The following is a 22,916-nucleotide window of genomic DNA, read 5'->3' on the forward strand; positions in this document are numbered from 1 at the left end:
AGGTAATAAAATAGATGAATGAGATACGAAGAGTAGCGGTTATCGGTACCGGGGTCATCGGAGCCGCGTGGGTGACGCTCTTTGCTATAAAGGGATACGACGTCGCGGCCTATTCGAGGACGAGATCAACAAGGGAAAAGGGCCTTGAGAACGTGCATTCAAACCTCGGCTTTTTTGTGAAGAAACATATGATATCCGAGGTCGAGCGAGAAAGCGCCCTTCGACGCGTAACGATAGTCGACGATCTGGAAGAGGCGGTACGGGATGCTGATTTCATTGAGGAATGCACGGGTGAGACCTATGATGTTAAAAAAAGCATCTTCAGTGAAATAGGAAAATACGCGCCGTCACATGCCATTATCGCCAGCAGTACCTCCGGTCTCAGCATGTCTGAAATTCAGCAGGTCGTAAAACAGAAAGACAAGTGTATCATCACACATCCCTGGAATCCCCCCCATTTGATACCGCTTATAGAGATCGTACCAGGCAAGGATACCTCACAAGAGACGACCGATACGGCATATTCATTCATGGAACGTCTCGGAAAGGTTCCCGTCATCGTCAGGAAAGAGGTTACAGGATTTATAGGAAACAGGCTGGCAGCCGCCCTGTGGCGTGAAGCAATTGACCTTGTCGACAGGGGTGTTGCAACGGTTGAAGATGTTGACAAGGCGATCCATGCGGGTCCCGGAATACGTTGGGCGCTGATGGGAACGCACATGACGTATCATCTCGGCGGGGGAGAAGCGGGCGGCTACTCTCATTTCATCGAGGGTATCGGTAACACGACATTCAAGACGATCTGGGAAGAGCTCGAAACGAGAAACCACATAAGTGATCCGGTAAAAGAGAAATTAAACCAAGGTGTAAAAGAAGCGATCAAGGGAAAATCCTTTCAGGATATCGTACAGTGGAGAGACGATAAGATCGTGGACATCCTTTCGATAAAAGAAGACCAATTCTGGGGTGACCCGATGAACTTTCCCGTGTATGACGTGGACAATATAACGCAGAAGAGCGGTAAAGAGGTTCAGAAGAAACCAGCCGAGGTACGAAAGATAAAAGAGCGCGTGGCATAAAAAGCTCATTTCAGTCAGCTTCCAAATTCCGGGGACACAATACTTAATTTTTCTTAATTCGGAGTGGTCTAGGAAGAAATACTGCTCCAATGATCGCGGCAATACCCCAGAACAGATAAAAATACTTGTAAGGATACAGGATCGCAAAGGCGAGGAAGTTCACTGATCCATGAAACAGGATGGCAGGAATCACACTGCCGCGTGATTTGCCCACAAATACCGCCATTGGGATGGTCCAACAAGTAAGCAAATAAATGAAAAGGATCACCGAGTGCCCGTATTGAGATGATCCGGGCATCAAGAACAGGGGCAAATGCCAAAGCGCCCAGAACACGCCTGTGGCAATGCTGCCTCCGAGCGGTCCAAAGCTCTGTTGAAACCGCGGCAGTGCAAACCCCCGCCAGCCGATCTCTTCACCAAGCCCGATGTATATCAATAAGAAGGCCATGAAACCGAGCGGCATGGATGGCGAGAACCAATCCTCAGCTATTTTGATCCCGTTGATCCAGACCGCTGCGATCCCACAAGCGAAGGCTACCAGCAAAGGCGTCAGCAGCGATGCCAGGTACCATCCCGGAGCGAACCGCCATTCCAGCGAACGCCTGAACAGCCGACATAGATCTTCCTTTCCACCAGTTATCAGAGTCACCAGGCTCGCCGCGAACAGAGACGCAGGAACTCCTATGAGGACAAGAATTCCTCCCGGTTCTCCCGGATCGTAGGAAAACGGTATGTCAAATAACCTGCTGATTCCGAACAAGAGCCACAAATAGGCGTAAGAGATCGCTAAAAATAGAATGAGCTGCGATCTCCCGGCTTTCTTGTTCATGGTTCATCGTCCTTAGCTGTGGCCCCGGGATGGGCGCGAAATGGGTGAATAATTCCCACGGGCAACAATTTAGGATTGTAGCTAGGAATGGGGAGGGCCGGAATGGTGATGCACTGAATTTCTAACCTGCCATTCGAAATTTTTCATATCTCCGTTCAAGGAGCTCTGGATTGGGCCACAGGCGTGAACTTTTCGGAAGAATGATTTCTTTCATGTGCATGCTTTGAAGCCCATGGACGAGCATGGGACCATCTTCTTCTTTTAAAATATCTTCTCTCACCTCGATTTTATAATCCGGCCTGATTCCAAGTATGAAACTGTCAAATGCCGCGTGATGCAGTTTGCACAGGGCCACTCCGTTATTTACAATCGGGTCTCCTCCTGGTTCGCCATCGGGGATTATATGTGCCGCATCGAGCAACTCGAGGTGCTTCAAACGGCAGAAAGCACACTGCTCACGATAGGCGTTAATAACACGCTCACGGAATCCGCGCTGGTGCAATCTTTGTTTGATCGATGTTGTAATGTACATTCTTCGGATGTCTGACACCTCTCCGAAAATTGCGGGGGTGTCATCCTGTGAGTGAATATATTGATTTACCGTTTTATAATCATCAACAGCGACAGTGAATGTTAAGCTGTTCGGATTATCTTCCACGATATATACAGGCCATACGGCCAGATATTTGCCGGGCACAACACTGTGGAAGTAGATAATCGGAATATTGTGGAGCATGGCATTTCTGAGTTCCACATTGTCCCGGTGATAGGGGTCAGAACCTCTATATTTGTATAAAAGGAGACCTTCCGGGGTGAACCCATCGTCATAAGGTCCCGAAGTCGTTGTCGTTATCGATAGGGGGTATTCAGGTAATATTCTCGGCTTGAAAATGCCCTTAGGAGAAACGAGAGGTATTCTTTGATTTTCGAATACAAATCCCCTGGCCAGCAGTGACCTTGGGAGCACATCGCCGTGAATATTGACCTGTTCAGAAAGCCAATGAAATGCAGTAAGGCGGACGCGACGGTCGAGGTCTTGTGTGGAATAGTGATGCATATTAAACCATAAAAAATAGTGGCGTTGTTAATTGTAAGAATAACCAGCGTTATTTCCGATAAACTTTCTTCCTGTGCCAGTTCAGGTTTTCCTGAGCCGGCCAGAAATGTTCTTTCTCCGGTGTAAAAATGTTCCTGTCCGAAAGGGTGAGGATATGGCCCGGAAGGTTTTGATCGAGCCTCACCTGTCGGGAAACAACTACCTGATAATCCTGATTAACACTGACAAACCCCTCATCAAATGACCAGTGGCAGAGGCGGCATAATGACATGCCGTTCGTCGGTTGATCATTATGGCTGATGCTCCAGGGAATGATGTGCGCGCCTTCGACAACAGTATGACCTTCGGTGGTCAGCATTCGAATGCCGCATAAGGCGCATCTATGATCGTAAAGAGTGACAATCGCCTTTCTGAATCCCTGATCGCGGACTTTCTGATTTGTTTCTGTTGATTCCAATGTTTCGGCTGATTCATGTGTTTCCAAAAGTGCTTTGCTATACTGATAGGCATCATAATTGATATGTATCTGTTCCAGGATAATCGGCTGTAGTTCCTCTGCAAAATAGGTTTTTACCAGTATCGTTCTCAAAGATGTCCGTGTATTGGTGCCTTTCATGAATTGGAACAGCTGTTCATCAAGTGTTGCCCCGGCAATCATATCTCTGAGCGACTTCATGGATTTCGACTCTCGCCGTATCTTGCTCTCGCTTCCATGTTTCGGATTAAGTTGCCAGAATCCTTCAGATTGTAAGAAAAAGAACGGTAATGCCATCGTTGTTGTGGAACCGAGCGGCATGATTCGGGACCAGTAACGGTTGAATGTATCGACCAACTCAAACGAAGGCTCGATAAAATTTTTCCCGATGATTCCCTGCTCGATAAGATCCATGACTGATAAAAGAAGAAATGGTTTGTGCGGGGCCTGGTAACAGGTAAGAGAGGACCACCGTTTTCGGTTTTTGTCTGTTCGAAGATGCTTGAATTTGTTGAGGAAGTAGCTTATATCCATTGTTTTTTATGAATATTTCGTGCTACTGAAACGGGTATTGTGAGAAAGTATGACCCACCCTCATTTCGATCAAAAATTTCGAAGGTATGTCATTTTGCCGCCCCCCGGTGTGCGGGGCTATAGTGGAAAAAATATCTATGAATGTCAAGGATAAATACACAAGCGACAAAGGGGCAAAGCGACAGAGCGTCAAAGTGAAAAACGATGGAGTTACGAAGCTGCGCTTCGCAGGATCAAGGGATTACGGATTAAAGGATTATGATATTTGAGATTGCATCGATTCCGGGCGCTCACCGCCCTTTTTTGTAAGGTATTCCCAGTTTGTCCATCCGTTTTCTGAGGGTGTTGGGATGGATACGGAGCAGGTCGGCCGCTCCGCCGGGCCCGTTTATCCTTCCACGGGTGATGTGCAGGGTCTTTTTGATGTGCAGCGCGTTCACTTCGTCGAGGGTGAGGATATCGGCCCCCTCACCCGCGGGATCGGTATTACCGTTGTAAGCCGGCGTGACAAGGGTGTCGAAGCGGAGGACGCCGTCCCTGCTCTTGATCAATGCCCGTTCGACGATGTTCTGCAGTTCCCGGACGTTGCCGGGCCAGTCGTAGGCCCTGAGCCGCTCCAGCGCCCCCGGGGCGAGCACGGGCCGGTCTCCCATCCTCAATTCCATGCCCTTCTGCTCTATAAAGTGGTGCACCAGCGCCGGGATGTCCTCCTTGCGCTGTCGCAGAGGTGGAATGATGATGGGGAACACGTTGAGGCGGAACCAGAGGTCTTCCCTGAACTGACCGGCCTTGACCATGTCTTCAAGGTTTCTGTGGGTGGCGGAGATGATCCTGATATCGAGGGGGATCGTTTTTGTTCCGCCCACGCGCTCGATCTCCTTGTTCTGGAGGACATTGAGGAGCCGTATCTGGACCTGGGGCGGCAGCTCGCCCACTTCGTCGAGAAAGATGGTCCCCTTGTCGGCCCGTTCAAAGCGTCCCCGCTTCTGGACGATGGCGCCGGTAAACGCCCCTTTCTCGTGGCCGAACAGCTCGCTGTCCATGAGACTCTCGGGAATGGCGCCGCAGTTCACCTTGATGAAGGGCCCCTTTCTCCGGGGCGATGAGTAGTGGATCGCGTTGGCGATCACCTCCTTGCCCACGCCAGTTTCTCCGTACAGAAGGAGGGGGCTGTCGAGGTGCGCCACCTGGCGCATCATCTTCATCACTTCCCTGAGGCCGAATTCGGCGCCCACGATCTCCTCGCCGGCGATCTCCCTGAGCCGGGTCTGAAGGTACTGATTGTCATCGGCGAGCATGTCCTTGAGCTTGGACACCTCCTGGTGCCGGAGCGCGTTCGCCATGGCAATGGCAAAGGGCTCGTTGAGCGTCTGCATGAGTTCGGCATGTTCGGCGGTGTATCTGTCCGTCCCCTTGGTCATCAATGCCAGGACCCCGATGCGGTTGCCCTCCAGTTCCAGGCGGATGTTTATCATCGAAACGTTGATATCGAGGCCAAGCTGCTGGAACACGTTTTTCTGCTCCGGGTTGAGGTCGGGGCGATTGATGATCTCGAATGGCGGCATTGATGCCCACCGGGCGGCCCTGAATTTCACATCCTCGGGGGGAAGGGCGACGGTCTTCCCGAACCGCCGTTCGAATTCATCTCCCACGGAGGCGATGATGTGGGCGATGTTCAGTTCGGCGTCATAGAGCACCATGGACAGGGAGGTGACGGGAATAATGTCCTTTATATAGTGAAAGCTGCTTTCGAGGGCCGCCCGGATATCGAGACTGCCGCAGATGCGGATGGTCGTCTCTTTAAAAAATTCGTTTCTGTCAATGTTCATCTGTCGACCCCCTTCATCTCGTCATATTTCTGTTACGCCATGGCGTGACCATATGACAAAATTACACCATAGTAAAACATTAATCGCATCATAATTACGCCATGGTGTGAGAACGCGCTCCCCGATTGCCATAACATAATAATATAACTCATTATATTGCATGGCATGCTTTGCGCATATATCTGTCTTCAAAACATCAGGCAGTGCCGAGAGAACAACCATGAAATGGACGGAAATTATCACTGTCCGTACCGCCGAGACGCCGGGCAAAGAGGTGATAGCCGATATTCTGAGCAATGTGCTGGCGAATACGGGACGGGAAAGGCCGGTGACCCTCAAGCTCTTTTCACACGCGACGGTGGAGAGTGACCTGAGTATCCACATCCAGTGGGAGGCTGCAGCGATGGACCGTCGCAAAAGCCCCCTCGGTCTCGAACTGGCCGGTCTGCTCGCGGATTTCGGACTGGTAAATCATTCCGTCTGGATCGAAGAAAAGATAGAACAATAAATAGGTACTGCCCGTATGGATAGTGATACAAAACACATATTTGAAACGACTGGAAAATTCCTGTTACGGCCAGGGCAATGCAGGCCAGCGTGCCGATTTAATCATTGAGGAATTGAGAAAAAGAGAGTATGAGGCAATGTAACCATTTCCAAATCACCTATAAAATTAAACAAATCCGTGGGAGGAATGTAATGCATTTCCGTAAAAAACCCGATAGCGTCGGCATATGGTTTTTTCTCTTCATACTTGCCTCTGTTTTCGTGTTGAATGCCTGCGGCAACGGGCAGCAGGCCGGGCAGGCGCCTCCTCCACCGGAAGTGGTTGTCCAGGAGCTCAAGACGGAGGCGGTGGTTTTGACCACCGAGCTGCCGGGTCGAACGTCGGCATTCCTGATCGCTGAAGTTCGGCCGCAGGTGAGCGGCATCATCAAGGAACGCCTGTTCACGGAAGGCTCCGTCGTCAAAGCGGGAGACCTCCTGTACCGGATCGATCCCGATCTCTTTCAGGCGGCCTATGAAAGCGCCAAAGCCTCTCTGGCTCGGGCCGAGGCCAATCTGCCGGCCATGCGGATACGGGCCGAACGGTACGGCGAGCTGATCTCATCGAAAGCCGTCAGCCAGCAAGATTACGACGATATCCAATCCGCCCTCAAGCAGGCGGAGGCGGAAGTGCAGTACTGGAAGGCGGCTGCGGAATCGGCACGCATCAGCCTGGAATATACCAGTGTTACCGCGCCGATATCGGGCCGTACCGGAAGGTCCAATGTGACGAAAGGTGCCCTGGTGACGATGAACCAGCCGATACCGCTGGTAACGATCCAGCAGCTTGATCCCATTTATGTCGATGTTCCGCAATCCACAGCCGAGCTGCTGCGACTGCGGCACAGCCTGGAGAAAGGATATCTCGAAAAGAACGGGGCCGACCAGAACGTGGTCAGGCTTCTGCTGGAAGACGGTACCGAGTATCCCCTGGAGGGGACGCTGCAGTTTCAGGACGTGACGGTGGACCGGTCGACGGGGACCGTTACCCTGAGGGCCGTCTTCCCCAACCCCGATAATTTCCTTCTGCCCGGCATGTTCGTCCGGGCGGTCCTCCAGGAAGGTGTGAACAAGCAGGCCATCCTGATACCCCAGCAAGCCGTGTCACGCGATCCCAAAGGTAACCCGCTCGCACTGCTCGTAAATCCCCAGGGCATGGTCGAGCAGCGACAGCTTACCATCGACCGGGCCATCGGCAACCAGTGGCTGGTGACCTCCGGCCTCGCCGTCGGTGAACACCTCATCGTCGAGGGTATTCAGAGGATACGGCCGGGGATGCCCGTGAGGGTTGCTCCACCCAGTGAAGATACAACCGCTCAAGGGACCGAGGCCGGACCCGGCGTCGCTCCGCAAACAGAGAACTGACGGAGAAGCGATATGTTGTCGAAATTTTTTCTGGCTCGTCCGGTCTTTGCCTGGGTCATCGCCATCATCATCATGGCGGCGGGAGCCCTGGCGATCTATAATCTGCCCATATCCCAGTATCCGCCCATCGCCCCGCCGTCGATCGCCATTTATTCCACCTACCCGGGGGCTTCGGCCGTAACCGTTGAAAACAGCGTGACCCAGATCATCGAGCAGAAGATGACCGGTTTCGACAATCTGCTCTACATGTCCGCCACCAGCGATTCGGCAGGAGGTTCCCGTATAGAGCTGACCTTTGAACCGGGGACCGACCCCGATCTTGCCTGGTCGCAGGTGCAGAACAAGCTCCAGCTCGCTATCTCGAGCCTGCCCGAGGTGGTCAAGAACCAGGGCGTCACGGTGAGCAAGTCCACCAGGAACTACCTGATGGTCATGGGCCTGATCTCTGAAGACGGCAGCATGGACGGCAAGGACCTGCGGGACTTCGCTAAAACGAACCTGGAAAGTGTCATCGCGCGGGTGCCCGGCGTCGGTGAGGTGGAGATCTTCGGTGCGGGTTACGCCATGCGCGTCTGGCTCGATCCCGATCGGCTGGTCAATTACCATTTGACCATAGAGGATGTGCTCGCCGCGCTCAAGGCGTACAACGTTGAGGTCTCGGCCGGGCAGTTCGGCGGCGGGCCCGCGGTGGAAGGCCAGCGCCTCAATGCCTCCATCGTCCTTCAGAGCATGCTCAAGACCCCTGAGGAGTTCGCCGACGTTCCCGTCCGCATCAATCCGGACGGCTCCGTTGTGCGGATCAGCGATGTGGGCAGGGCCGAACTGGGGACGGAATATTACGATATCGAGACCGCTTACAAAGGGAAACCCGTGGGCGGCATCGCCATCCGCCAGGCCGCGGGTGCCAACGCGCTCGATACGGCCGACGCGGTCAAGGACAAACTGGCCGAGATGAGCCGGTTCTTCCCGGAAGGCATGAAGGTCGTGTATCCCCATGACACCACCCCCTTCATCAGGGTGGCTATCAATGAAGTGGTGAAGACCCTTATCGAGGCCATCCTGCTCGTCTTCCTGGTCATGTGGCTCTTCATGGGCAGCATGCGGGCCACCCTGATCCCGACCATCGCGGTGCCCGTGGTCATCCTGGGGACCTTCGCGACGCTGGGGCTTTTCGGCTTCTCCATCAATATGCTCACCATGTTCGCCATGGTGCTGGCCATCGGCCTTCTGGTGGACGACGCCATCGTTGTGGTGGAGAACGTGGAGCGCATCATGAGCGAGGAAGGGCTTCCCCCGCGGGAGGCCACGGCCAAGTCCATGGAACAGATCACCAGCGCGCTGATCGGCATCGGGCTGGTCCTGTCGGCGGTCTTCGGCCCCATGGCCTTCTTCCCCGGCTCCACCGGTGTCATATACCGCCAGTTCTCCGTGACCATCATCTCCGCCATGCTGCTCTCGGTCCTGGTGGCCCTGATCCTCACGCCGGTCCTGTGTGCCTCGATCCTCAAGCCGGTACAGGCGGGGCATGAGCCGGCGGAGGAAGCGATCTTTTTCCTCCGGCCCTTTTTCCTGTGGTTCGATAGAATGTTCTTCGGCCTCAGAGATCGGTATGTAAAACTGGTCGGCCATTCTCTTTCCAGGTCGATCCGTTACCTGGTCATTTTCGTGGTGATCGTGGCGGCCATGGGGGTCCTCTACCTCCGCATGCCCACGGCCTACCTTCCCGATGAGGACCAGGGGATCCTGCTCGCCCAGGTGCTGATGCCGACGGGCGCCACGCTTGAACAGACCAATGCGGTCACCAAGCAGATCGAGCAGTATTTCGATGAAAATGAAAAGGAAGCGGTGGCGACCACCATGACCATCTCAGGCATCGGTTTTTCCGGACGGGCACAGAACAACGGCATGGTGTTCATCAAGCTGAAGGACTGGGACCTCCGTGACCGGGATGACCTGAGGGCCAAGGCCGTCGCGGCGCGGGCATCCAGGGCCCTTGCCGGTATCCGCAATGCGCTGGTGTTCTGTTTCCCGCCGCCGCCCGTCGTGGAACTCGGTATTGCCAAGGGATTTGACTTCGAGCTCCTGGACCGGAGCGGTGTCGGACACCGGGCGCTGATGGACGCGCAGTACCAGTTGCTGGGCATAGCAGCCCAGGACCCGCGGCTGACCTCCGTGCGGCCCAACAGCATGGAGGATGTTCCCGAATACCACGTGGATGTGGACTGGGAAAAGGCAGGCGCCCTGGGAATTCCGATCACCTCCATCCACCGGACGATATCGGCCTCCTTCGGCAGCGCCTATACCAATGACTTCATCCAGGGCGGCCGTGTCAAGCGGGTCTATGTCCAGGCCGACGCCCCTTACCGCATGCTGCCGCGGGACCTGGAGAAGATATATGTTCGCAACGCGGCGGGCATGATGGTGCCCTTCTCCTCGTTCGCCTCGGGCCGCTGGGTCTCCGGCCCTCCCCGGCTGGCGCGTTTCAACGGGTTCCCTTCCATCAACATCTGGGGTGAGCCGGCGCCGGGGAAAAGCTCGGGAGAGGCCATGCAGGCCATGGAAGAGGCCGTTGAGAAACTGCCGAGAGGCATCGGTTTCGACTGGACCGGGCTCTCCTTCCAGGAGCGCATGTCGAGCTCCCAGGCGCCGATCCTGTACGCGTTCTCTGTCTTCGTGATCTTTCTCTGCCTGGCGGCGCTCTACGAGAGCTGGACCGTTCCCATCTCGATCCTGATGGTCCTTCCCCTCGGGGTCATCGGCGGCATCATCGCTTCGAGCACGCGGGGACTGTCCAATGACGTCTATTTCCAGATCGGGCTGCTCACGACCCTCGGGCTGACCACCAAGAACGCCATCCTGATCGTCCAGTTCGCCAAAAGAGGGCTGGAGCAGGGCATGGGGCTCATGGAGGCGACCCTTGAAGGCGCGAGACTCCGTTTTCGTCCCATTATCATGACCTCCCTCGCCTTCGGTTTCGGGGTCCTGCCCCTTGCCCTGACCACCGGGGCCGGGGCTGGGGCACAGAACGCCATCGGCACGGGCGTGCTGGGAGGAATGGTGACGGCTACCGTGCTGGTGGTCATTTTCTCTCCCCTGTTCTATGTGCTGATCGAAAAGTTCTTCGGCAGGGGCAGAAAGCGCAAAGCAATCATCCCGGATGATGCGAACCCATCAGAGGATCGATGATATGAAGAGAACTCTGTTTTTTCTCCCGGTCATACTGATCGCCCTTGTGTGCGGGTGCACGCTGGCCCCGGAATACACGAGACCCGATTCCCCTGTCCCCGCCGACTGGCCGACCGGCCCCGCCTACGAAGACGCCCGGGCCGCGACCGATGTCCCGGCCGTCCAGGAGCTGCCGTGGCGGGAATTCATCACCGACACCCGGCTGCAGAAGGTCATCGAGATGGCCATGGAGGGCAACCGCGATCTGCGGCTCGCCGCCCTGAACGTGGAGAAGGTCCGCGCCCTGTATCGCATTCAGCGGGCCGAACTGTTCCCCGCGGTGAACGCGGCCGGGACCAGGTGGCGCGAGCGGGTGCCCGCCGATCTCTCAAGCTCCGGAAGGTCCATGATAGCTGAAGAGGACAGCGTCACCCTGGGGATCACTTCCTGGGAAATAGATTTCTTCGGGCGCATCCGCAGTCTGGAGGACAAGGCGCTTGAGGAATACCTTGCCACGGAACAGGCGCACCGCAGCGCGCGTCTCTCGCTGGTATCGGCGGTCGCCGGGACCTATCTGACCCTTGCGGCGGACCGGGAGAATCTCAAGCTTGCCATGAGCACCCTCGAAGCCCAGCGGGGCGCCTACGCGCTGATCCAGCGGCGCTACGAGGTCGGGCTCGTGACCGAGCTTGACCTGCGTCGTGCCCAGACACAGGTGGATGCGGCTCGGGGTGATGTCGCGCGCTACACGCAGATGACGGCGCAGGACCGGAATGCCCTGGACCTGCTCGCCGGCTCTGCCGTGCCGGAAGATCTTCTGCCGCCGGACCTGAGCAGCGTTAAACCCCTGAAAGATTTTTCGCCGGGCCTGTCCTCGGAGGTGCTTCTGAACCGGCCCGATATCATGGCGGCGGAGCATCGGCTCAAGGGGGCCTATGCCTTTATCGGTGCGGCTCGCGCCGCCTTTTTACCCCGCGTTTTTCTGACCACATCAGTGGGAACCGCAAGTAACGAACTCTCCGGTCTCTTCGGGGCCGGTTCCGCCACCTGGAATTTTGTTCCCCAGATCACGATGCCGATCTTCGATACACGCGTATGGGCGGCTCTGCGGGTCAGCAAGGCCGAACGGGAGATCGTCCTGGCCGAATATGAAAAGGCGATCCAGACGGCCTTCCGGGAAGTGGCGGACACCCTTGCCGCGCGCGGCAGCGTGGATCAGCAGTTATCGGCGCAGCGCTCTCTCGTGAACGCCATTGCCGAAACATATCGCCTCTCTCACATGCGGTATACCAAGGGGATCGACAGTTACCTGAGCGTCCTCGACGCGCAGCGCTCGCTGTACGGCGCGACGCAGGGGCTGATATCCCTCAACCTGGCGAAGCTCGTCAGCCAGGTGAAGCTCTACACCGTGATGGGCGGCGGAGGCGCGTAACCGGCCGGGACCGCTTCAGGGAAAAGATATAAGACCTGATAGCCCACCATTTGTGGTTCAGTTCAACAGCATGCGGATGAAGCATCCTCCTCCGCCGCCACCGTTTCCTCCCCCATCACCTGTGTCATCGCCGCCGTTACCCTCGGGCGGGTCGGCGGGGCCGCCCAGGATGGTGATGATGCCGTTCGCCTCTCCGTCGCTGTCGCCGGTGCCGCCGTCGGTGACCTCGAAGACCACCATGTCATCGGTGATGTTCGTGTCCGCCAGGAGGTGGAAGCCGTCGTCATCGACGAAGTAGAAGACCGCGTCATCGGGGAGCGTGCCCGGATAGGTGAGGAAGACGGTGATGCTGTCTCCGTCAGCCAGGTCCTCCACGGTGAAAAAGATGAGTCCCTGGGGGAAAGGAGTGTCTGCCGGTTTTCCTGCTGCATTCAAGCTTGCATCAGTGTCCGGCAGGGGTGTTTCATTATTCAGTGTCGCACCCTCCGGTGTGGAGACAGCGATCGTTATCTGCCCCGTTCCGGTCGATGACGAGGCCGTCGATGTCAGCGACGCGTTCAGCCAGGGAGTGTCTTCCAGGACGGCGAAGACCCCGAGCTGCGTTGTCGTGACGGAGATGGTCCGGTTCGTTTCATTGACCGTGCGTCCCGTGTCGATCTTCTGCCACCGGCCGTCATTCGGTTTATCCGGTGAAAGCTGGTAGATGTCCAGACGCGAGGCAGTTTTCCCCTCGTAATACCGCAGGGTGACCGTCGCCGGCGTGCCGTCGGTGAACATGAGTGCATCGGGATGTATAAAAAACCCGTCGCTTGCCGGGGTGTAGATCCAGATCCAGCCGGCCAGGAGGTATTCCGTCTGCTCGTCGATTTTGAAGGTCGTTGACGCGGCCAAGGCCCCCGCGGGAACAGTGATGCTGATGTCGGGGATACCGCTGGTGTTGCCGGGCAGTGTCAGTGACAGGGTGCCGCCGGTGGCGTCGATATCCGTCTGAGCGGGGTCTCCCACCAGGTTGGTGTAGTTGGTCGCCATCCCGGTGATGTTCCCGTCGATACCGGTCAACTGGCTGTCGAGGACCTGTATCTTCTGGTCGACCTTATCGACATCGGAGGTGGTCTTGTCACCGTCGATGGCGGTGAAGTGACTGCGGATGCCGGTTGTCATGCCGCCTTCATGCTTTTCGCAGTTGCTGATGACCTCGTCTATCAGGGCTTTAACGTCATCGTATTCGGCAAAGCCTTTTCGGACCGCCGTGAGGATGAACTTGAGTTCCGTGTAGTAGGCCTCGATCTCGATCCAGTTCGTGTATGGGCCGCCGCCCAGGAGGTCCAGGGCCGCATTGAGGTGCTCTATCTTTTTCTCATCCTGGGGGTCCTTGTTCTCTTCGTTCTGGAGGTCGTCCACCAGTCTCTGGCGAGCCGCGTCCTTGTCGCCCCCGTTGCTCCGTATGTAATCGTTGACGGTGTCGATGATGGCTCCCATGTTCCAGGCCTTCAGGTTGTTCTCCTTTTCCAGGCGCATGACATGGGTCTTTTCATGGACGAGCGTGGCGGCCAGTTCCATCTGGCTGCCGCTTTTGACGAGGTCGTCGTTGAGCCGGATAGCGCCTGTCACATTGCCCCCGGAGCCCTGGTAGGCCGTGGTGGTGCCCTTGGGGGTGTACGACGGGTCCGTGTCCATGTGTATCTGCTTCAGCCCCGAGGTGGAACCGTCGGCACGGGTGATATCGCTGTCGAGCATTTGTCGGAGATTGTCGGCATGCGCGATAAAACCGACATTGGCGATCAGATCGATAGCAGCTGAGATAGTGGCCCGCTGCTCTGTATTGAAGTTCCGGCGCTCTGATGCGACGGCTGCGGTGGAGAATGCCATGGCGAGGATCATGATCAGGGTAACCACGAAAAACTTTTTTGTGGAAGTTGGGTTCATGATATTTCCCTCCTTTAAAATCCCTCCCGGCCTCCCTTTGCCAAAGGGAGGAGAAAACGCCGATAAATCGGCGAACTACATTTCTTCCGAAGTCATCATTCGCTGCTTGTAGTTGCCTGATTTATCAGGCGATTTTCAGAAAGCAGCCCGGCGACACAGCGCAAAATGCAGGGAACCTGAATGTCTGTTTTTGCTTCCCTCTTGCGTATATAAATCCCGCCCAACCTCCCTTTGACAAAGGGAGGAGAAAATAAGGTTAAATCCCTCCCCGCCTCCCTTTACGAAAGGGAGGAGGAAATAAGGTTAAATCCCTCCCGGCCTCCCTTTACGAAAGGGAGGGGTAAAACAAAAGGAAGGGGAAAAACGAAAAAGAGGGGAAGAACGAAAGGAGGACGAGGCCCGTTGGCAGATGTGTTCCCCCTTTGAAAAAGGGGGTCAGGGGGATTTTATGAACAGTGTCGATCGGGAACGGAGAATATCGCCGTGTGTCCGGAATAGTGAAAAAACTATACGCCCGGTCCCGGTGCCTGTCAAGATGTTCCATCTCTGCCGGAGGACTTCCAACATGCCATAAATACTTGCACTTCCCGGCGCCCTTTGCTACACTCTCTCCGTTTCCGACAACAACCCACGTCGGGCTTTTGCCGCCAAGGAGGTTCTCTGTGGCTGCAGTGTCTCTTTTCATTCCCTGTACGGTCGATCTCTTCATGCCGGACATCGGCGTGTGCACCCATCGTCTGCTGAGACGCCTCGGTGTCAGGACCATCTATCACGAGGAACAGACCTGTTGCGGCCAGCCCGCCATCCGCGCGGGCTTTACCCGGGAAGCAAAGCGGGCGGCGAAGCATTTCATCGAGACCTTCGAGAACGATGAGGCCATCGTCAGTCCCTCCGGTTCCTGTATCTACACGGTCAGGTATTACTATCCGGACCTGTTTCGCGACGAACCCGGCTGGCTGCGGAGGGCCGAGGCCCTGTCCCCCCGGGTGTACGAGCTCTCCCAGTACATGGTGGACGTTCTCGGGGTCGATGCGGTGGGCGCGCGCTTTTCCGGGAAAGTGACCTATCACGAATCCTGCCATGTTCTCCGCGGCCTGGGGGTGTCGGAGCAGCCGAAAAAGCTTATCGGTTCCGTTCAGGGTGCCGAGTTCGTGCCGCTCAATAACGCCGACCGCTGCTGCGGTTTCGGCGGCGAGTTTGCCAATGCCTATCCCGATATTTCAGAGGAACTGGTGAAGGACAAGGTGCAGAACTACCTGAACAGCGGCGCCGACCTCCTGGTGCTCTGCGAACCGGGGTGCCTCCTGAACATCAACGGCTACCTGAGCAGGAACCATCCGGGGAAACGGGCGATGCACATAGCCGAATTTCTCGCGGGGGGAGCGGGCTGAGCCATGGAGATCAAGACCCATCATTTCAAAAAGGTGGTCAAGAAGGAGATCGCCGACGTCAGTTCCCGCACCTTTCTCTCCTTCCTTCCTCCCCTCTTCGCGGCGCTCAGGCAGGCGGCCCTTTCCAGTTTTCCCGATCCCGAGGGTGCCCAGCAGTACGCCGCGGCCATACGGGCCGAGGTGGTGGCCCGTCTTCCCGAGCTGCTCGAGGAGTTCGAGCGTAATGCCACCGCCCACGGTGCGAAGGTCATCTGGGCCCGGACCGCCGGGGAGGCCAACGACTTTATCCTGAAACTGGCGCGGGACCGGGGGGTCACCTACGTGACGAAGGGAAAATCAATGGTGAGCGAGGAGCTCGGCATCAACGACGTCCTTAGCGAACAGGGGATCGAACCCTATGAGACCGACCTGGGCGAGTTCATCGCCCAGCAGCTCAACCGGCCGCCCTTTCATATTGTGGGCCCGGCCGTGAACATCTCTCTCGAAGAGATCTGTGACCTTTTCATGGAAAAGGCGGGCATGCAGGAACCCACGACGGACCCCGTCGAACTGGGGTACGCGGCGCGGCTGTTCCTGCGGGACAAGTTCCACCACCTGAAGATGGGCATCGCCGGTGTCAATATAGCCGTTGCCGAAACGGGCTCGGTCATGAATGTCGAGAACGAGGGGAATATCCGCCTGACGAAGTCATCGCCGGAAATACAGGTATCCATCATGAGCCTGGAAAAGGTGGTGCCCACGATGCTCGACGCCATGCACATCATGCGGGTCCTCTGCCGGAACTGCACGGGCCAGAACATGTCGGCCTATGTTTCCATCGATACGGGTCCGAAGAAGAAGGATGAGATCGACGGTCCCGAGGAACTCTACATTGTCATCGTGGACAACGGCCGCTCGAACTTCTATTTTGACGAAAAGGCGCGCGAAGCGCTTCGCTGCATCCGCTGCGGCGCCTGTCTGAACAACTGCCCCGTCTACACGTCCATCGGAGGGTATCCCTATGGCTGGGCCTACTCAGGCCCCATGGGTCAGGTCTTGAACCCGCTGCTTCTGGGTCTGGACCGGACCCGGGATCTGTACAATGCCTGCACCTTCTGCGGCGCCTGCCGGGCGGTCTGCCCGGGCGGCGTCGATCATCCTTCGCTCTTTCTCTATTACCGGTCGAAGGACGTTGAGGGAGACCCGGCGTTCAAGGGCGTCAGGCCGGGCAGGTGGGAGCAGGCCATGTACGCGGTCGCCACGTTCCTGATGGCCCACCCGCCGCTCTGGCGGCTGGCATCGCGGCTCGGCCGTCCCTTCCTGAACCGAAGCGCCCGCGGCGGGGTCATCTCGGAGCTGTGGGGGCAGTTTGACGGGTGGTTCAGGAACCGGGACCTGCCGGCCATGCCGGCCAGGACCTTCCACCAGCGCTGGAAGGAACTGAGAAAGCAGTCCTCCGGCACGACGGGAACAACGGACGGATGAGGGGTCGAGCATGCCGATGGAATCACGGGACATCATCCTGGGAAAATTGAAACAGGCCCGGAGAAAGTCTGTTGAAAAACGGATCGAACTGCCGCCGCTCCGCGAGCTGTCCCTCGACCGGGATCAGATGCTCGCCCGCTTTTCGGAACAGCTCTGGATGCAGACGGGAGTGATGCACCGGGTGGCCGGCGGTGCCGCGGCACGGGAACAGCTGACCGCTGTCGCCCGCGAAGAGAACCTCACGAAGGTGATAGCCGCCACCGATGACGTGCTGCGCCCCCTGGAGCTTGTTTCCTGGGGGAAGGAAGCGGGTGTCGAGGTGCGGGTGGCCGCGGATTTCGCGGACCGCGACGCCTTCAAGGATTACGTGTTCACCGAAGCCCAGGCGGGGATCACCGGCGCCGATTTCGCCATCGCCGAAACGGGAACCCTGGGCCTCGTTCATGATAAAGACCAGCCCCGCCTCGTGTCACTGGCGCCGATCCTCCATATCGCCCTGGTTCCTGTGGACCGTTTCGTCCGTGTTTACGAGGAGGCCGTTGAACGGGTGTATGGCGACTCGGGGAAGATGCCGAGCCAGTTTTCCTTCATCACCGGCCCCAGCATGACCGCCGACATCCAGGCCACGCCCTTCAGGGGTATGCACGGGCCGCGGCGTCTGATCGTTATCGTCATCGGCTGAAAAAAGTCAGGGGGTCATTCAATGAAGACCGTGTCGGTTCCGTCCCGCCTCTGGTACGAGAACGAGGAAAAGGTCCTGTCCTTTCCGGACCGGTGGGAAGTGGATACCCTCACCTCACCCGGCCTTGACGCGCCGGGCCTGAGCGCTGAGGAGATCCGAAGGAGGATCGAGGAACCCATCGAAGGTCCCTCCCTGGAAGAGCTGGCCCGGGGGAAGAAGGAGGCCGTCATCGTCTTTGATGATATGACACGGCCGACGCCCATGAAGGACATCGCCCCCGCCGTCGTCGACATCCTCCACCGGGCGGGGCTGAAGCACGAGCAGATCCGGTTCATCTGGGCACTGGGCGCCCACGGCACGTACGACATGATAAGCGCCCGGAAGAAACTGGGCGATGCCATCGTCGAGAACTACGCCATCTATAATCACGACGCCTTTCAGAACACCGTCTCCGTGGGCCGGACGCCCACTGGTGTGGAGCTCTGGTTCAACCGGGAATTTGTGAACTGCGATCTGCGGATCGGTATCGGGAGCGTCACGGCCCATGTGCACGTGGGCTTCAGCGGCGGGGCCAAGATCATCCTGCCCGGTGTCGCCGGCATCGAAACGATCAATCAGTTTCACAACCAGATGTTCCGTGACGCCGCGAGGACCGGCCTCGGCAAGTTCGACAACAATATCATGCGCGCCGAATGTGACGCGGCGGGAGACCTGGCGGGGCTCCACTTCAAGGTGGACGGCCTCATCAACCGGCGCGGCGAGATCACCCACCTCTACGCCGGACCCTTCCGGGCCACCCACGCGGCGGGGGCGGAGGTGGCAAAGGAACATTACGGCATCCCCCACGCCACGGGGTACGACATCGCCGTGTGCAACGCCTACGGCAGGGTCAGTGAATCGGCGATCGCCCTCGTCTTCACGCTGGCGGTCCTGAAGCCGGACACGACCGGGACGGGTGTTCTGATCTGTGATTGTCCGGAAGGACAGGTCCCTCACTATGTCATGCGTTCATGGGGTACGGGATACGGCGGGCGGCATTACGCTCCCCGGGCTCCGGGGTTTGTCTCCCTGCTGATGAAAAAACTGATCGTCCTCAATCCACAGCCGGACCGGACCATGCTGGACCTGGCCTGTTATGCCGACGATGCCGTCGTCGTCAAGACCTGGCAGGAGGCCCTTGATATTCTCGAAGCGGATCATCCCGGAACGGCCCGGGCCTGCGTCATTCCCGACGGGACCGTGCAGTACATGAAACAGCCGGAGTAGCGGCCCCGGCCCCTCTCAGTGTGATACCAGTTCCCTGCCCAGGGTGAAGGCCCGTACGTTGATGTCGAGCTTGTCGGCGGACAGGCTGGTGAGCATGACCGCCTTGAAGTCCTCCATGTCGAGGGGCAGGGGGCTCATGCCCGCCAGGGCGCCGAGCATGATCACGTTTCCCAGGATCGGATGCCCCAGCTTGAGCGCCTCGTCGGTGGCGTCGATGAACCAGGCGCGTGCCGACAGTTCCTCGGCCTTTTTCTTCGTCTGCTCAAGGGGGGGATATTCCAGGTCCCCGGCGATGACGCCCACGGAATGGACCGGCCGGGTATTGCTCACGATCATGATATCGGGATTTCCATAATCGGCCAGGACCCGGACCGCCTCCGTCGGCTCCAGGGCGACGACGACATCGGCCTTCCCCTTGGGGATCTGGGGGCTCCAGCTGCCCTGCCGGGAAACCCGCAGGTGGCTCATAACGGAGCCGCCCCGCTGGGATGCCCCGAAGGTCTCGCCGATGGTGACGGCGTATCCCTTGCGGACCAGCATGTTTGCCAGTATCCGCGAGGCCAGGACGTTGCCCTGTCCACCCACGCCGGTGATGATGACATTATAAGGGTCTTTCGGCAGCGCGTTTCCTGTCATGATATCCCGGCCTCCTTTCTCTGTATGGCGCCGGCGGGGCAGATATCGGCGCAGACTCCGCAGCCGATGCAGATGACCTCATCGAGCTTCGTGACCTGCCGCTCGGTGTCCCAGACCAGGCCGGGACAGCGGAATATGCGGGTGCACAGCCGGTTGCATCCGCAGTTCTCGCCTATGCAGATCTCTTCGTTGATGCTCATCTCGTACTTCTTGCCTGCCTTCTTTTCCGGGCTGAGCGTGCATATCTGGCGGAGGATGAGGACCTTGAGACCTTCTTCGTCCTCCATGAGCTCGTTCAGGACCTTCCGGGTTTCCTCAAGGTCGAAGGGGTCCCGGACCTCCACCCGGGCGCCCATGGAGCGGCAGACATCGGCGATGTCGATACTGGGAACCGTATCGCCCAGGGCGTTGACGTCAAGGCCCGGGTGCGGCTGAAATCCGGTCATTGCCGTGCCGCTGTTGTCGAGGATCACCAGGGTGAAGTCCGCCTTGTGATGCCGCGCGTTGATCAAGGCCGGGATGGCAGTGTGAAAGAAGGTTGAATCGCCGCAGACCGCCACGATGGGCTGGTCGAAGTGGAACTGGCCCAGTTTCCCGAAACCGCTGGCGATGCCGCTTCCCGATCCCATGGCGTGGACGGTCTTCACCACGGAAAACCCCGTGGGGAGCATGGCCATGGCGTAACAGCCGATGTCGCCGCAGACGAACCCCTTCCGGCCGTCCAGTTCCAGGGCGTTGTGAATGCTCCAGAAGGACGCGCGGTGGGGGCAGCCGGGGCAGAAGGTCAGCTCCCGGTGGGGCGCCTCTCCTGTAAAGGGGATGTTCTGGGCCGCCTGTGTGTACTCGTCGGGGCGTGCCTTGTATTCGATATTGAGGATCTTGCACAGGGCGCCGATGACGAAGTCCGGGTTGAGCTCGCCCACCATGGGCAGCGTGCCGTCGTTCTTTCCGTAGAATTTCTTGATGCCGATCTCCGCGGCCCGCTCGGCGGCGATGACCTTGATGTTCTCCTCCATGAAGGGGATCACTTCCTCGACGATGAAGATGGTATCCGTCAGGGAGAGATAGCGGGTCAGCAGGTTCACCGGCAGCGGCCAGGTGGTCCCCAGCTTGAGGATGCCGACCCGGTCCTTCAGGCCGAGCAGGTGGACGGCTTCCTTGCTGTAGAGGGTACAGGCGCTGCTCGTGATGATCAGGACCTCCGGTTTCTCGGGGCCCGTGTAGGTATTGAAGGGACTGTTCTCGAACATCTCCCGGGCCTTGCGGATCTTTCCCTGTTGCAGCTCATGCTTGTATCCGACAGGGGCGCTGATAAGCACGCCTTCCTGGGGGTCGAGAACGAACCCTTCGTGCCTGAACCGGGCCGTGGCCTCGCGGGGCGGCAGCGGGCCGTAGGTGACCATGCCGCTGGCATGGGAGAGCCGGGTGACGCTGCGCAGGACGACGAGCATCCGCAGTTCCTCGGAGAGCTCGAAGGCCCACTTGACCATGTCCTTTACTTCCTGAAAGTCGCCGGGCTCAAGAAGGGGAAGCTCCATCATCCGGGCGAAGTAGCGCGATTCGCCTTCGTTGATGCTCGACAGGGCCCCCGGGTCCTCGCAGGGGACCAGCACCATGCCGCCCCGGGTGCCGGAGCCGGCAAGGTGCAGGAGGAAGTCCGATGCCACGTTGACCCCGTTCTGCTTCATCGCGGTGAGGGACCTGAGCTCGGCGAATGACCCCGCCGCGGCGACCTCCATGGCCACTTTCTCGTTCACGGACCATTCCACGTACATGTTGGCTTTATCGGCGACCCGGGCGAGGGACTCGATGATCTCTGACGAGGGCGTGCCGGGATAGCCGGCGGCGACCCTGACGCCCGCTTCGAGAGCACCTCGGGCGATGGCCTCGTTTCCCATGAGCAGGTGTTGCGTTCCTTCCTTTCCGTCAAACAGCTCCGACATGATTGCCCCCTTCCCTCAGGCGATGCAGTCCGACACGGTCGCCGGGTCCACCCGCAGATAGGAGCGGGTGCCCTCTGCGCCGTTTATCATGCCCTCTTCCCGGGCCTTTGCGAAGGCCCGTTTTTTCTTGTTTCCCGCGGCCCATTGAAGATGTTCGAGGTTTTCTCCGGGCATATCCTCGAGAACGAGGAACCCCTCAGCGACGGCCTCGTCGACGATCTTCTGCCCCCGCTCGGTCCGCACGATGAGGGTGTTCATGTCGGTCCGCCCCTCGAGGACGCCCACTGATATGTCGGCGAACTCCGAGGTCATGTCGATGCAGTAGGAGCAGGTGTCGGGGACGAGCTCACGGATCTCGTCGAGGCCGATCTCGATCTTTTCTTCCGCCGTGTAGATCTCCATGACCTCTGCCGGCGGCGGCGGGATATCGACCTTGATTACCCGCGATATGTCCACCCGCGCGGCGATGAAGGGCTCGAAGGCGCGGTAATAAACCGACCAGGTACAGAAGAGCCCCAGTGTCAGCGCGATGGGGTCGCTGAAATCGGGTTCCGCCGTCGGGTTCATGCGCATCTGGGCGACGGCCAGGACCTGGCAGGGGGTTCCCACCACGCCGATGTGCTTGTATCCCTGCCGGACGGCCTGGTTGAGGGCCGAAAGCGTGGGTGCCGACGTGTATTTCGAGGTGGAACACCGGGACACATCGGCGGGGTCCGTGATAATGCGCGGCACCGGCAGTATGCCTTCCTTGTCGGTCAGAACGGCGGCATCGAAGTACCCCTTGCGAAGAGCGAAGCCGATGAGCGCCGAGACGGTCCCGCCCGCCTGAAAATCGCCGGCATCGGCCTTCGGGCCGGCCTTGGCCGTATGGATGGACCGGTACCGTCCCAGAGGAGCACCGCTGTAGGGAGCCTGAAAGAAAAATTCCGAGAGCCTGTCCAGATCAACCTCGATCTTGGGACAGAAGGCATAGCAGCGTCCTTCCTCCTTCGTGCAGGGAAAGAGCATGGCAGTCCTTCCCTTGTAGGACCTGAAGTAGGGACACAGCTCGATGCAGGCCCCGCATCCGATACAAAGGTTTTTGTTGATAACGTCTTCAATCAGTTCGTTGGGTCCGAAAAGACTCATGATTCTCCTCCCCGGGAAAGGTATCTATGAGGAAATATGGTATGTTCGCCCCTATCCGACGGTTCCGAACCGGCCGTTTTTGGTGACGCGGAACCGTCATCAGGAGACAGCGAACAATCTATACCATAAGGATGGCTCTTATGTACATAATATTGTAACCGGCGGGAAA

Annotated in this window: 17 protein-coding genes; 9 read left to right on the plus strand and 8 right to left on the minus strand. The window is 58.0% G+C overall.

Annotated elements, in window-relative coordinates; genetic code table 11:
• Window positions 1–14 precede the first annotated feature (14 nt).
• Window positions 15–1,079 (plus strand): 3-hydroxyacyl-CoA dehydrogenase family protein, encoded by a 1,065-nt coding sequence (locus JXO48_00695; GenBank protein ID MBN2282388.1) that lies wholly within the window; start codon window positions 15–17, stop codon window positions 1,077–1,079.
• A gap of 43 nt (window positions 1,080–1,122) precedes the next feature.
• Here JXO48_00695 and JXO48_00700 read toward each other — a convergent pair whose 3' ends face one another.
• From JXO48_00700 to JXO48_00715, 4 genes are all read right to left on the minus strand, one after another.
• Window positions 1,123–1,908 carry a CPBP family intramembrane metalloprotease gene (locus JXO48_00700; protein ID MBN2282389.1) on the minus strand — a complete coding sequence of 262 codons (786 nt, stop codon included), beginning with the start codon at window positions 1,906–1,908 and terminating at the stop codon, window positions 1,123–1,125.
• A 121-nt stretch (window positions 1,909–2,029) separates the two neighbouring features.
• A complete protein-coding gene (locus tag JXO48_00705; protein ID MBN2282390.1) occupies window positions 2,030–2,965 on the minus strand; it encodes an HNH endonuclease in 936 nt (311 codons plus the stop codon).
• Window positions 2,966–3,014: 49 nt separating this feature from the next.
• Window positions 3,015–3,854, minus strand: a complete 840-nt coding sequence (locus tag JXO48_00710) for an HNH endonuclease (protein MBN2282391.1) — start codon at window positions 3,852–3,854, stop codon at window positions 3,015–3,017.
• A gap of 410 nt (window positions 3,855–4,264) precedes the next feature.
• A complete protein-coding gene (locus JXO48_00715; GenBank protein ID MBN2282392.1) occupies window positions 4,265–5,803 on the minus strand; it encodes a sigma 54-interacting transcriptional regulator in 1,539 nt (512 codons plus the stop codon).
• A 220-nt stretch (window positions 5,804–6,023) separates the two neighbouring features.
• Between JXO48_00715 and JXO48_00720 the strand changes: the two genes are divergently transcribed.
• The 4 genes from JXO48_00720 to JXO48_00735 all read left to right on the plus strand — a co-directional run bounded on the left by JXO48_00720 (window position 6,024) and on the right by JXO48_00735 (window position 12,311).
• Entirely contained in the window at window positions 6,024–6,311 is a 288-nt protein-coding gene (locus JXO48_00720; GenBank protein MBN2282393.1) for a hypothetical protein, read from the plus strand.
• A 191-nt stretch (window positions 6,312–6,502) separates the two neighbouring features.
• The gene (locus tag JXO48_00725) at window positions 6,503–7,714 is read left to right on the plus strand and encodes an efflux RND transporter periplasmic adaptor subunit (GenBank protein MBN2282394.1); all 1,212 of its coding nucleotides are present in this window, start codon (window positions 6,503–6,505) and stop codon (window positions 7,712–7,714) included.
• Between the two features lie 15 nt (window positions 7,715–7,729).
• Entirely contained in the window at window positions 7,730–10,900 is a 3,171-nt protein-coding gene (locus tag JXO48_00730; GenBank protein MBN2282395.1) for an efflux RND transporter permease subunit, read from the plus strand.
• 1 nt (window position 10,901) lies between these two features.
• Entirely contained in the window at window positions 10,902–12,311 is a 1,410-nt protein-coding gene (locus JXO48_00735) for an efflux transporter outer membrane subunit (GenBank protein MBN2282396.1), read from the plus strand.
• Window positions 12,312–12,368: 57 nt separating this feature from the next.
• On the opposite strand, the gene JXO48_00740 is transcribed toward JXO48_00735, so the two are convergent.
• A complete protein-coding gene (locus tag JXO48_00740) occupies window positions 12,369–14,237 on the minus strand; it encodes a hypothetical protein (GenBank protein ID MBN2282397.1) in 1,869 nt (622 codons plus the stop codon).
• 707 nt (window positions 14,238–14,944) lie between these two features.
• Between JXO48_00740 and JXO48_00745 the strand changes: the two genes are divergently transcribed.
• The 4 genes from JXO48_00745 to JXO48_00760 are packed head-to-tail and all read left to right on the plus strand — an operon-like array spanning window position 14,945 to window position 19,040.
• The gene (locus JXO48_00745; protein MBN2282398.1) at window positions 14,945–15,628 is read left to right on the plus strand and encodes a (Fe-S)-binding protein; all 684 of its coding nucleotides are present in this window, start codon (window positions 14,945–14,947) and stop codon (window positions 15,626–15,628) included.
• Window positions 15,629–15,631: 3 nt separating this feature from the next.
• Entirely contained in the window at window positions 15,632–17,092 is a 1,461-nt protein-coding gene (locus JXO48_00750; GenBank protein ID MBN2282399.1) for a lactate utilization protein, read from the plus strand.
• A 10-nt stretch (window positions 17,093–17,102) separates the two neighbouring features.
• A complete protein-coding gene (locus JXO48_00755; protein ID MBN2282400.1) occupies window positions 17,103–17,774 on the plus strand; it encodes a lactate utilization protein C in 672 nt (223 codons plus the stop codon).
• Window positions 17,775–17,795: 21 nt separating this feature from the next.
• Window positions 17,796–19,040 carry a DUF2088 domain-containing protein gene (locus JXO48_00760; protein ID MBN2282401.1) on the plus strand — a complete coding sequence of 415 codons (1,245 nt, stop codon included), beginning with the start codon at window positions 17,796–17,798 and terminating at the stop codon, window positions 19,038–19,040.
• 15 nt (window positions 19,041–19,055) lie between these two features.
• On the opposite strand, the gene JXO48_00765 is transcribed toward JXO48_00760, so the two are convergent.
• The 3 genes from JXO48_00765 to JXO48_00775 are packed head-to-tail and all read right to left on the minus strand — an operon-like array spanning window position 19,056 to window position 22,747.
• The gene (locus JXO48_00765; protein MBN2282402.1) at window positions 19,056–19,676 is read right to left on the minus strand and encodes an indolepyruvate oxidoreductase subunit beta; all 621 of its coding nucleotides are present in this window, start codon (window positions 19,674–19,676) and stop codon (window positions 19,056–19,058) included.
• Window positions 19,673–21,619 (minus strand): 4Fe-4S binding protein, encoded by a 1,947-nt coding sequence (locus tag JXO48_00770; GenBank protein ID MBN2282403.1) that lies wholly within the window; start codon window positions 21,617–21,619, stop codon window positions 19,673–19,675. Before JXO48_00770 ends, JXO48_00765 begins: the two co-directional genes overlap by 4 nt.
• 15 nt (window positions 21,620–21,634) lie before the next feature.
• The gene (locus tag JXO48_00775) at window positions 21,635–22,747 is read right to left on the minus strand and encodes a Coenzyme F420 hydrogenase/dehydrogenase, beta subunit C-terminal domain (GenBank protein MBN2282404.1); all 1,113 of its coding nucleotides are present in this window, start codon (window positions 22,745–22,747) and stop codon (window positions 21,635–21,637) included.
• Between the last annotated feature and the right edge of the window lie 169 nt (window positions 22,748–22,916).

It is taken from the genome of Deltaproteobacteria bacterium (genome assembly GCA_016933965.1).
GTDB lineage: Bacteria > Desulfobacterota > Syntrophia > Syntrophales > UBA2210 > JAFGTS01.

Bases quoted from the DNA above. Each gene is read 5' to 3' on its own strand.
- JXO48_00700 (MBN2282389.1), bottom strand. From the start codon at position 1,908: ATGAACAAGAAAGCCGGGAGATCGCAGCTCATTCTATTTTTAGCGATC.
- JXO48_00765 (MBN2282402.1), bottom strand. From the start codon at position 19,676: ATGACAGGAAACGCGCTGCCGAAAGACCCTTATAATGTCATCATCACC.
- JXO48_00710 (MBN2282391.1), bottom strand. From the start codon at position 3,854: ATGGATCTTATCGAGCAGGGAATCATCGGGAAAAATTTTATCGAGCCT.
- JXO48_00770 (MBN2282403.1), bottom strand. From the start codon at position 21,619: ATGTCGGAGCTGTTTGACGGAAAGGAAGGAACGCAACACCTGCTCATG.
- JXO48_00705 (MBN2282390.1), bottom strand. From the start codon at position 2,965: ATGCATCACTATTCCACACAAGACCTCGACCGTCGCGTCCGCCTTACT.
- JXO48_00695 (MBN2282388.1), top strand. From the start codon at position 15: ATGAATGAGATACGAAGAGTAGCGGTTATCGGTACCGGGGTCATCGGA.
- JXO48_00735 (MBN2282396.1), top strand. From the start codon at position 10,902: ATGAAGAGAACTCTGTTTTTTCTCCCGGTCATACTGATCGCCCTTGTG.
- JXO48_00725 (MBN2282394.1), top strand. From the start codon at position 6,503: ATGCATTTCCGTAAAAAACCCGATAGCGTCGGCATATGGTTTTTTCTC.
- JXO48_00755 (MBN2282400.1), top strand. From the start codon at position 17,103: ATGCCGATGGAATCACGGGACATCATCCTGGGAAAATTGAAACAGGCC.
- JXO48_00740 (MBN2282397.1), bottom strand. From the start codon at position 14,237: ATGAACCCAACTTCCACAAAAAAGTTTTTCGTGGTTACCCTGATCATG.
- JXO48_00720 (MBN2282393.1), top strand. From the start codon at position 6,024: ATGAAATGGACGGAAATTATCACTGTCCGTACCGCCGAGACGCCGGGC.
- JXO48_00750 (MBN2282399.1), top strand. From the start codon at position 15,632: ATGGAGATCAAGACCCATCATTTCAAAAAGGTGGTCAAGAAGGAGATC.
- JXO48_00775 (MBN2282404.1), bottom strand. From the start codon at position 22,747: ATGAGTCTTTTCGGACCCAACGAACTGATTGAAGACGTTATCAACAAA.
- JXO48_00715 (MBN2282392.1), bottom strand. From the start codon at position 5,803: ATGAACATTGACAGAAACGAATTTTTTAAAGAGACGACCATCCGCATC.
- JXO48_00745 (MBN2282398.1), top strand. From the start codon at position 14,945: ATGCCGGACATCGGCGTGTGCACCCATCGTCTGCTGAGACGCCTCGGT.
- JXO48_00760 (MBN2282401.1), top strand. From the start codon at position 17,796: ATGAAGACCGTGTCGGTTCCGTCCCGCCTCTGGTACGAGAACGAGGAA.